This is a genomic window from Streptomyces sp. Y20 (genome assembly GCF_043195475.1).
Lineage (GTDB): Bacteria > Actinomycetota > Actinomycetes > Streptomycetales > Streptomycetaceae > Streptomyces.
The window spans coordinates 1-8,865 of the sequence record NZ_JBIDDP010000027.1 but is presented as its reverse complement, the minus strand read 5'-3'; the positions used below and the strand labels follow the sequence as shown (position 1 = coordinate 8,865).

The following is an 8,865-nucleotide window of genomic DNA, read 5'->3' as shown; positions in this document are numbered from 1 at the left end:
TCGCGGAGTTGTTCGTGCGCGGGGCGAAGGTGGATTGGGCGGCGGTGCTGCCCGAGGGTGCCACCGCCACCCACGTGGACCTGCCCACGTACGCCTTCGACCACCAGCACTACTGGCTGCGCATGGCGGAGTCCGTGGTCGACGCCGCGGCGCTGGGGCTCACCGGCGCGGACCACCCGCTGCTGGGCGCGATGGTCCAGCTGCCGCAGTCGGACGGGCTGGTCCTCACCTCCCGGCTGTCCCTGCGCACCCACCCCTGGCTCGCCGACCACGCCGTCGGCGGAGTGGTCGTCGTACCCGGCACCGGGCTGGTGGAGCTGGCCGTGCGCGCCGGTGACGAGGTCGGCTGCGGAGTGCTGGACGAGCTGGTCATCGAGGCGCCCCTGGTCGTTCCCGAGCAGGGCGCCGTACGCCTCCAGATCGCCGTCGGCGGCCCGGACGGGACCGGGTCCAGAAGCGTGGAGGTGTACGCGGCTCCCGATGCTCCCGCAGAGTCGGACGGACCGGCCGTCTGGACCCGGCACGCCACCGGCATCCTCGCGCCGACTGCCGGCGAGGCCGCACCCGGTCATGACTTCACCGCCTGGCCGCCGCCCGGCGCGCAGCGCGTGGACACGGACGACCTCTACACCGAACTCGTCGCCCACGGCCACGCCTACGGGCCGCTGTTCCAGGGGCTGCGCGGGCTGTGGCGCCGCGGGGACGAGCTGTTCGCCGAGGCCGCGCTGACGGAGGAGGACCAGGGCGAGGCGGACCGGTACGGCGTGCACCCGGCTCTCCTGGACGCCGTCCTGCACCCGGCCGTCCGGGAGGCCGTCGCGGGCGACAGCGATCAGGTGTGGCAGCCGCTGGAGTGGAACACGGTCGTCCTGCACGCCACGGGTGCCACCGTGCTGCGGGCCCGGCTGCTGCGGTCCGCCCCGGGTGTCGTCTCGGTCGAGGCGGCCGACGAGACCGGCGGCCCGGTCCTCACGGCGGGCGCCGTCACGCTGCGGTCCGTCGCCGCCGCCCTACTGACGACGCCGGACGCCGCCCCCACGGGCACGGACGACGCCCTCTTCCACGTGGAGTGGACCGAGCTGCCCGCGCCCCGGCCGTCCGCGGTGGCACCGGAATGGGTCGCCCTGTCCGGCCCGAGCGGGGTGGCGGCGCTCGCGGACGCCGCCGGGCCGCCGGCCGCCGCGGTGGTCGACTGCGTCGCGGACGGTGCGACCGACACCGAGGTGCTCGCGCTGACCAGCACGGCGCTGGAAACCGTCCAGGCCTGGCTGTCCGAGCCCGGCACGGAGGGAACGCTCCTCGTCGTGCGCACCCGCGGTGCCGTGCCCGCCGAGAGCGAGCGGACGGTGACCGACCCGGCCGGCGCGGCCGTATGGGGCCTGGTCCGGGTCGCCCAGGCGGAGAACCCCGACCGGATCGTCCTGCTCGACACGGACGAGCCGCAGGACGACGACAACTTCGGCCCCCTGCTCACCGCCGTCCTCGCGACCGGCGAACCGCAGCTCGCCGCCCGGGGCACCACGCTGTACGCCCCTCGGCTGACCCGCGCGACGTCGCCCACGGTTGCGGACACGCGTTTCGGGCCGGAGGGGTCGGTGCTGGTCACGGGTGGCACCGGGGTGCTGGGTGCTTTGGTGGCGCGGCATCTGGTCGTGCGTCATGGGGTGCGGCATCTGGTGCTGGCCAGTCGGCGTGGTCGGGAGGCGGCGGGTGCCGCGGAGTTGGTCGCGGAGCTGTCCGGTCTGGGTGCGGAGTCGGTGTCCGTGGTGGCGGTGGACGTGTCGGACCGTGCGCAGGTGGCGGAGCTGCTGGGCGCGGTGGCGGTGGAGCGTCCGTTGTCGGCTGTGGTGCACACGGCCGGTGTCCTGGACGACGGCGTGATCGGCGCCCTCACCCCCGAGCGACTCGCCCAGGTGTTCGCGCCCAAGGTGAGCGCGGTCACGCACCTGGACGAACTGACCCGCGAACTCGCTCCCGAACTGCACACGTTCATCGTGTTCTCGTCGGCGGCGGGCGTGTTCGGTTCGGCCGGGCAGGGCAACTACGCGGCGGCGAACGCCTATCTGGACGCGGTGGCGCAGCGGCGCCGGGCCGCGGGCCTGCCGGGTGTGTCGCTGGCATGGGGCCTGTGGGAGCAGGCCACCGGAATGACCGCCCACCTGAACGACGCCGATCAGGCCCGTATGCACCGCGGCGGCTTCCAGGCGATCAGCCCCGAAGACGGCCTTGACCTGTTCGACGCGGCCCTGCGCACCGGCGAGACCCTGCTGGTCCCGATCCGGCTGGACCTGCGCGCCATACGCGCCGAAGCCGCGGCCGGCGGCGACATACCGTCCCTGCTGCGCACGCTGATCCCGCACAGCCGTCGCGCCGCCGCCCGCATCGCCGCGGGCCGCGGCAGCGGCCTGGCCGGCCGGCTCGCGGGCCTGCCCCCGGCCGAGCAGGAGGCCCTGCTCCTGGACCTGGTCCGCACACACGTCGCGACCGTGCTCGGCCACACCGGCCCCGAGAAGGTCAGGACCGAGAAGGCGTTCAAGGACGCCGGCTTCGACTCGCTCACCGCCGTCCAACTGCGCAACCGGCTGCGCGAGGCCACCCGGCTCAGCCTCCCCGCGACCCTCGTCTACGACTATCCGACCCCGCTCACGCTCGCCCGCTTCCTCCGCGACGAACTGGACGGGCTGAACGGCAACGTCACCGGCGCCGCGGTCCCCGCGGTCGTCGCCGCCGACCCCGGCGAGCCGATCGCCGTCGTCGGCATGGCCTGCCGGCTGCCCGGCGGCGTCAACACCCCCGAGGAACTCTGGCGGCTCGTCACCGAGGGCCGGGACGCGATCTCCGGCTTCCCGACCGACCGCGGCTGGGACGTGGACGACCTCTTCGACACCGACCCCGAGAACATCGGCACCTCCTACGTCGACCAGGGCGGCTTCCTCCACGATGCGGGCCGGTTCGACGCGGGCTTCTTCGGGATATCCCCGCGTGAGGCACTGGCGATGGACCCGCAGCAGCGGCTCCTCCTGGAGACCTCCTGGGAGGCACTGGAACGGGCGGGCGTGAATCCGTCCGCGCTGAAAGGCACGGACGTCGGCGTGTTCTCCGGCGTCATGACCCAGGGCTACGGCATCGGCGGCGACATCCCGCCGGAACTGGGGGGCTTCACGGCCACCGGCTCCGCGGTGAGCGTCGCCTCGGGCCGGGTGTCGTACGCCTTCGGCTTCGAAGGCCCCGCCGTCACCATCGACACCGCCTGCTCCTCCTCCCTGGTCGCCATGCACCTGGCCGCCCAGGCCCTGCGCAACGGCGAATGCTCCCTCGCCCTCGCGGGCGGCGCCACCGTCATGGCCACACCGGGTACCTTCGTGGAGTTCTCCCGGCAGCGGGCCCTCGCCCCCGACGGCCGCTGCAAGGCCTTCTCCTCGACCGCCGACGGCACGGGCTGGGCGGAGGGCGTCGGCGTCGTCGCACTCGAACGACTCTCGGAGGCCCGCCGCAAGGGCCACCGCGTCCTGGCGGTCCTGCGCGGCAGCGCCATCAACCAGGACGGCGCCTCGAACGGCCTCACCGCCCCGAACGGCCCCTCGCAGCAGCGGGTCATCCGCCGGGCCCTGGCGGTGGCCGGTCTGGCCGCCTCCGACGTGGACGCGGTGGAAGCACACGGTACGGGCACGGCTCTCGGCGACCCGATCGAGGCGCAGGCCCTCCTCGCCACCTACGGCCGCGACCGCGAACAGCCGCTCTGGCTCGGCTCGGTGAAATCCAACATCGGGCACACGCAGGCCGCCGCCGGAGTCGCCGGCGTCATCAAGATGGTCCAGGCGCTGCGGCACGGCGTCCTGCCCCCGACCCTGCACGTCGAAGAGCCGACCCCGCAGGTCGACTGGTCGGCCGGAGCCGTCGAGCTGCTGACCGAGGCCCGGGACTGGCCCGAGACCGGCCGTCCCCGCCGCGCCGGCGTCTCCTCCTTCGGTCTCAGCGGCACCAACGCCCACCTGATCTTCGAACAGGCCCCCGAGGAACCGGCCCGGGAGCCGGTCACGCCGGCCGACGGACTCGTTCCCCTGGTGGTGTCGGCGGCTTCGGGGGGTGCTCTGTCGGGGCAGGCGGAGCGGCTTGCGGTGTTCGTCGGTGGCGTGGATGCCTCGCTGGTGGAGGTCGCGGGTGTGCTGGCGGCCCGGCGTGCGGTGCTCTCGGAGCGGGCGGTGGTGGTTGCCGGTTCGCGTGCGGAGGCGGTGGCGGGGCTGGGCGCGCTGGTCCGGGGGGAGTCGGCTGCCGGAGTGGTGAGCGGTGCGGTGGCTGCGCCCGGGCGGACGGTGCTGGTGTTTCCGGGTCAGGGTTCGCAGTGGTTGGGCATGGGGCGGGAGTTGCTGGGGTCCTCACGGGTGTTCGCGGAGCGGGTGGGGGAGTGTGCTCGGGCTCTGGAGCCGTGGGTGGATTGGGACTTGTTGGCGGTGCTGCGGGGCGATGTCGATCTGCTGGCGCGGGTGGATGTGGTGCAGCCGGCGAGTTTCGCGGTGAACGTGGCGTTGGCGGCGGTGTGGGCGTCGGTGGGTGTGGTGCCGGATGCGGTGGTGGGTCATTCGCAGGGTGAGATCGCCGCGGCTTGTGTGGCGGGTGCGTTGTCGCTGGAGGATGCGGCGCGGGTGGTGGCGGTGCGTAGTCGGGTGATCGCGGGGGAGTTGGCGGGCGGGGGTGGTATGGCCTCTGTGGCGTTGTCGGAGGCCGATGCGGTGGGCCGGATCGGCCGGTGGGAGGGGCGGGTCGAGGTCGCGGCGGTGAACGGTCCTTCGTCGGTGGTGATCGCCGGTGACGCGGAGGCCTTGGACGGGGTGTTGGCCGTGTTGGAGGCGGATGGTGTGCGGGTGCGTCGTGTCGCGGTGGACTATGCCTCGCACACCCGTCATGTGGAGGCGATCGAGGGGGCGTTGGGGGAGGCGTTCGCGGAGGTTCGTGGTCGGGTGCCGGTGGTGCCGTTCTTCTCGACGGTGACCGGTGGCTGGGTGCGTGAGGCGGGTGTTCTGGACGGTGGTTACTGGTATCGCAACTTGCGTGGTCAGGTCCGTTTCGGTCCGGCGGTCGCTTCCCTTGTCGCCGAGGGGTACACGGTGTTCGTGGAGTCCAGCGCCCACCCGGTTCTTGTGCAGCCGGTGAACGAGATCGTGGACGAGGCGCAGTGCGAGGCGGTCGTCACGGGTTCGCTGCGGCGTGATGAGGGTGGTCTTCGGCGGTTGTTGGCGTCGATGGCGGAGCTTTTCGTCAGGGGTGTGGCGGTCGACTGGACCGGTGTGCTGCCCGAGGGTGCCGGGGCCGCGGACGTGGAGTTGCCGACGTATGCCTTCGAGCACCGGCATTACTGGCTGAAGCCCGCTCCTGTGGCGGACGCGGCCTCCCTGGGGCAGGCCCGCGCCGACCACCCCCTGCTCGGCGCGATCGTGGAAGTGCCCGGGACGGGCGGGGTGCTGTGCACCTCGCGGCTGTCGCTGCGCACGCATCCCTGGCTGGCGGACCACGCCGTCGGCGGGGCGGTGCTCGTCCCCGGTACCGGGCTGGTGGAGCTGGCGGTGCGGGCCGGTGACGAGGTGGGCTGCGGGGTTCTCGAGGAGCTGGTCGTCGAGGCACCGCTGGTCCTGCCCGAGCAGGGCGGGGTACGCGTGCAGGTCACCGTGGGCGGCCCGGAGAAGACGGGCACCCGGACGGTCGCCGTCTACTCCGCGCCCGACGACCCCACCGGAGACGCGGGCGCCGACGCCTGGACCCGGCACGCCACCGGCACCCTCACCGCCCCGATGACCGCCGACGTGCCCCAATCGGACGCCGGCCTCACCGTATGGCCGCCGACCGGCGCCCGCCAGGTGGACATCTCCGGCGGCTACGAGCTGCTGGCCCGGGCCGGCTACGGTTACGGGCCGGTCTTCCAGGGCGTACGAGCCCTGTGGCGGCGCGGCGACGACCTCTTCGCCGAGGTCGCCCTCCCCGAGGACCAGCGGGCGAGCGCCGCCCGGTTCGGCATTCACCCGGCGCTGCTCGACGCCGCGCTGCACCCCGCGATGCTGGACGTGGCGCTCTCGGACCCCGAGGGCGAGAACCGGACCGAAGACGGTGTCCACCTCCCGTTCGGCTGGAACGGCCTGCACTTGCACGCCGTCGGGGCCACGTCGCTGCGGGTGCGCCTGCACCGGTCCGCGCCCGACGCCCTGGCCCTGGAAGCGGCGGACGAGACCGGCGCGCCGGTGCTGACGCTGCGGTCGCTGGTCTCGCGGACCGTGTCCGCCGACCAGCTGGGCACGGCGGCCGACGACAGCCGGCACTCCCTGTTCCGCGTGGAGTGGACGGAGCTGCCCGCGACGACGGAGCCCGGCACCGACCTGCCGCCCGCCTGGGTGCCCATCGCCGAACCGGCGCATGTGGCCGCGCTGACCGATGGCTCGGGTGTGCCCCCGGTCGTCGTCCTCGAGGCCGGTCGCGGCGACGTGGCGGCCGGCACGGACGACGACGCGGCGCTGGCCGTGACGTGCCGCGTGCTGGAGATCGTGCAGGAGTGGCTGGCCAGGCCCGGACTGGAGGCGGCCCGGCTGGTCGTGGTCACCCGCGGTGCGGTGCCCGCCGACGGTGAGCGGACGGTGACCGACCCGGCGGGGGCCGCCGTGTGGGGCCTGGTCCGGGTCGTCCAGGCGGAGAACCCCGACCGGGTCGTCCTGCTCGACACGGACACCCCCGCGGGTGCTGACGTCGAGCCGCTGCTGGCCGCCGTACTGGCCACGGCGGAACCGCAGGTGGCCGTGCGCGGCACCCGCCTGTTCGCCCCTCGGCTGAACCGCGCGATGTCGCCCACGGTTGCGGACACGCGTTTCGGGCCGGAGGGGTCGGTGCTGGTCACGGGTGGCACCGGGGTGCTGGGTGCTTTGGTGGCGCGGCATCTGGTCATGCGTCATGGGGTGCGGCATCTGGTGCTGGCCAGTCGGCGTGGTCGGGAGGCGGCGGGTGCCGCGGAGTTGGTCGCGGAGCTGTCCGGTCTGGGTGCGGAGTCGGTGTCCGTGGTGGCGGTGGACGTGTCGGACCGTGCGCAGGTGGCGGGGCTGCTGGGCGCGGTGGCGGTGGAGCGTCCGTTGTCGGCTGTGGTGCACACGGCCGGTGTCCTGGACGACGGCGTGATCGGCGCCCTCACCCCTGAACGCCTGGCGGGCGTGTTCGCTCCGAAGGTTCCCGCGGTCACTCATCTCGACGAACTCACCCGAGAACTCGCCCCCGAACTACACGCGTTCATCGTGTTCTCGTCGGCGGCGGGCGTGTTCGGTTCGGCCGGGCAGGGAAACTACGCGGCGGCGAACGCCTATCTGGACGCGGTGGTGCAGCGGCGCCGGGCCGCGGGCCTGCCGGGTGTGTCGCTGGCATGGGGCCTGTGGGAGCAGGCCACCGGAATGACCGGGCACCTCGACACCGCCGACCAGGCCCGGGTGAGTCGCAACCGCAGCCAGACCCTCGCCTCCGAGGAGGGCCTTGACCTGTTCGACGCCGCCCTGCGCACCGATGACCCGCTGCTCGTCCCGATCAAGCTGGACCTGCGGGCCATGCGCGCCGACGCCGCTGCCGGGCGCGGCGTGCAGCCCCTGCTGCGGGGCCTGGTCAAGGTCCCCCGGCAGGCCGCCCGGGCAGCGGTCACCGCCGGTGACGACACCGGGCACCTCGCGCGCCGGCTGGCCGGGCTGGGCACGGCGGAGCAGGAGGCGCTGCTGCTGGACCTGGTCCGCACGCACGCGGCGACCGTGCTCGGGCACGCCGGTCCGGAGGGTGTCAAACCGGACACGGCGTTCCGTGACTCCGGGTTCGACTCGCTCACCTCGGTCGAGCTGCGCAACCGGCTCCGCGACGCGACCGGCCTCAAACTGCCCGCCACCGTCGTCTTCGACCACCCGACCCCGCTCGCCCTGGTCCGTCATCTGCACGGCGAGCTGGGGGAGACGGTGTCGGTGGCGATCACCGAACCGGTCGCGGCACTCGCCGACCCGGACGAGCCGATCGCGATCGTCGGCATGGCGTGCCGACTGCCTGGCGGCGTCAACAGCCCCGAAGCACTTTGGCAGCTGGTGTCGGAGGGACGGGACGCGATGTCCGGCTTCCCCGACGACCGCGGCTGGGACCTGGATGGCCTGTTCGACGCCGACCCCGACAAGGCCGGTACGTCGTACGTCGACCAGGGCGGGTTCCTGCACGAGGCGGGCCTGTTCGACGCCGCCTTCTTCGGGATCTCCCCGCGTGAGGCGCTGGCGATGGACCCGCAGCAGCGGCTGCTGCTGGAGACCTCCTGGGAGGCCCTGGAGCGCGCCGGCATCGATCCGACCTCCCTGAAGGGCACCGACGTCGGCGTGTTCTCCGGCCTGATGGGCCAGGGCTACGGATCCGGCGGCGAGGTGCCCGCGGAGCTGGAGGGATTCGTCACCACCGGAGCCGGCAGCAGTGTGGCCTCGGGCCGGGTGTCGTACGTCTTCGGCTTCGAAGGGCCGGCGGTGACCGTGGACACGGCGTGCTCCTCGTCCCTGGTCGCCATGCACCTGGCCGCCCAGGCGCTGCGCGGCGGCGAGTGCTCCCTGGCCCTGGCCAGCGGCGCGGCCGTCATGTCCAGCCCCGGCGCCTTCGTCCAGTTCTCGCGGCAGCGGGGCCTGGCCTCCGACGGCCGCTGCAAGTCGTACGCGGACGCGGCCGACGGCACGGGCTGGGCGGAGGGCGCGGGTGTCGTCGTACTGGAGCGGCTGTCGGAGGCGCGGCGCAAGGGGCACCGGGTCCTGGCGGTCGTGCGGGGCAGTGCGGTGAACCAGGACGGTGCGTCCAACGGGCTGACCGCTCCCAACGGGCCGTCGCAGCAGCGGG

Annotated in this window: 1 protein-coding gene; it reads left to right on the top strand. The window is 73.8% G+C overall.

The window, feature by feature from the left end; genetic code table 11:
- Nucleotides 1-14 precede the first annotated feature (14 nt).
- Nucleotides 15-8,865, top strand: an 8,851-nt coding sequence (locus ACGFT1_RS35675; protein WP_373913146.1) for a beta-ketoacyl synthase N-terminal-like domain-containing protein, incomplete at its 3' end; no start/stop codon positions are given.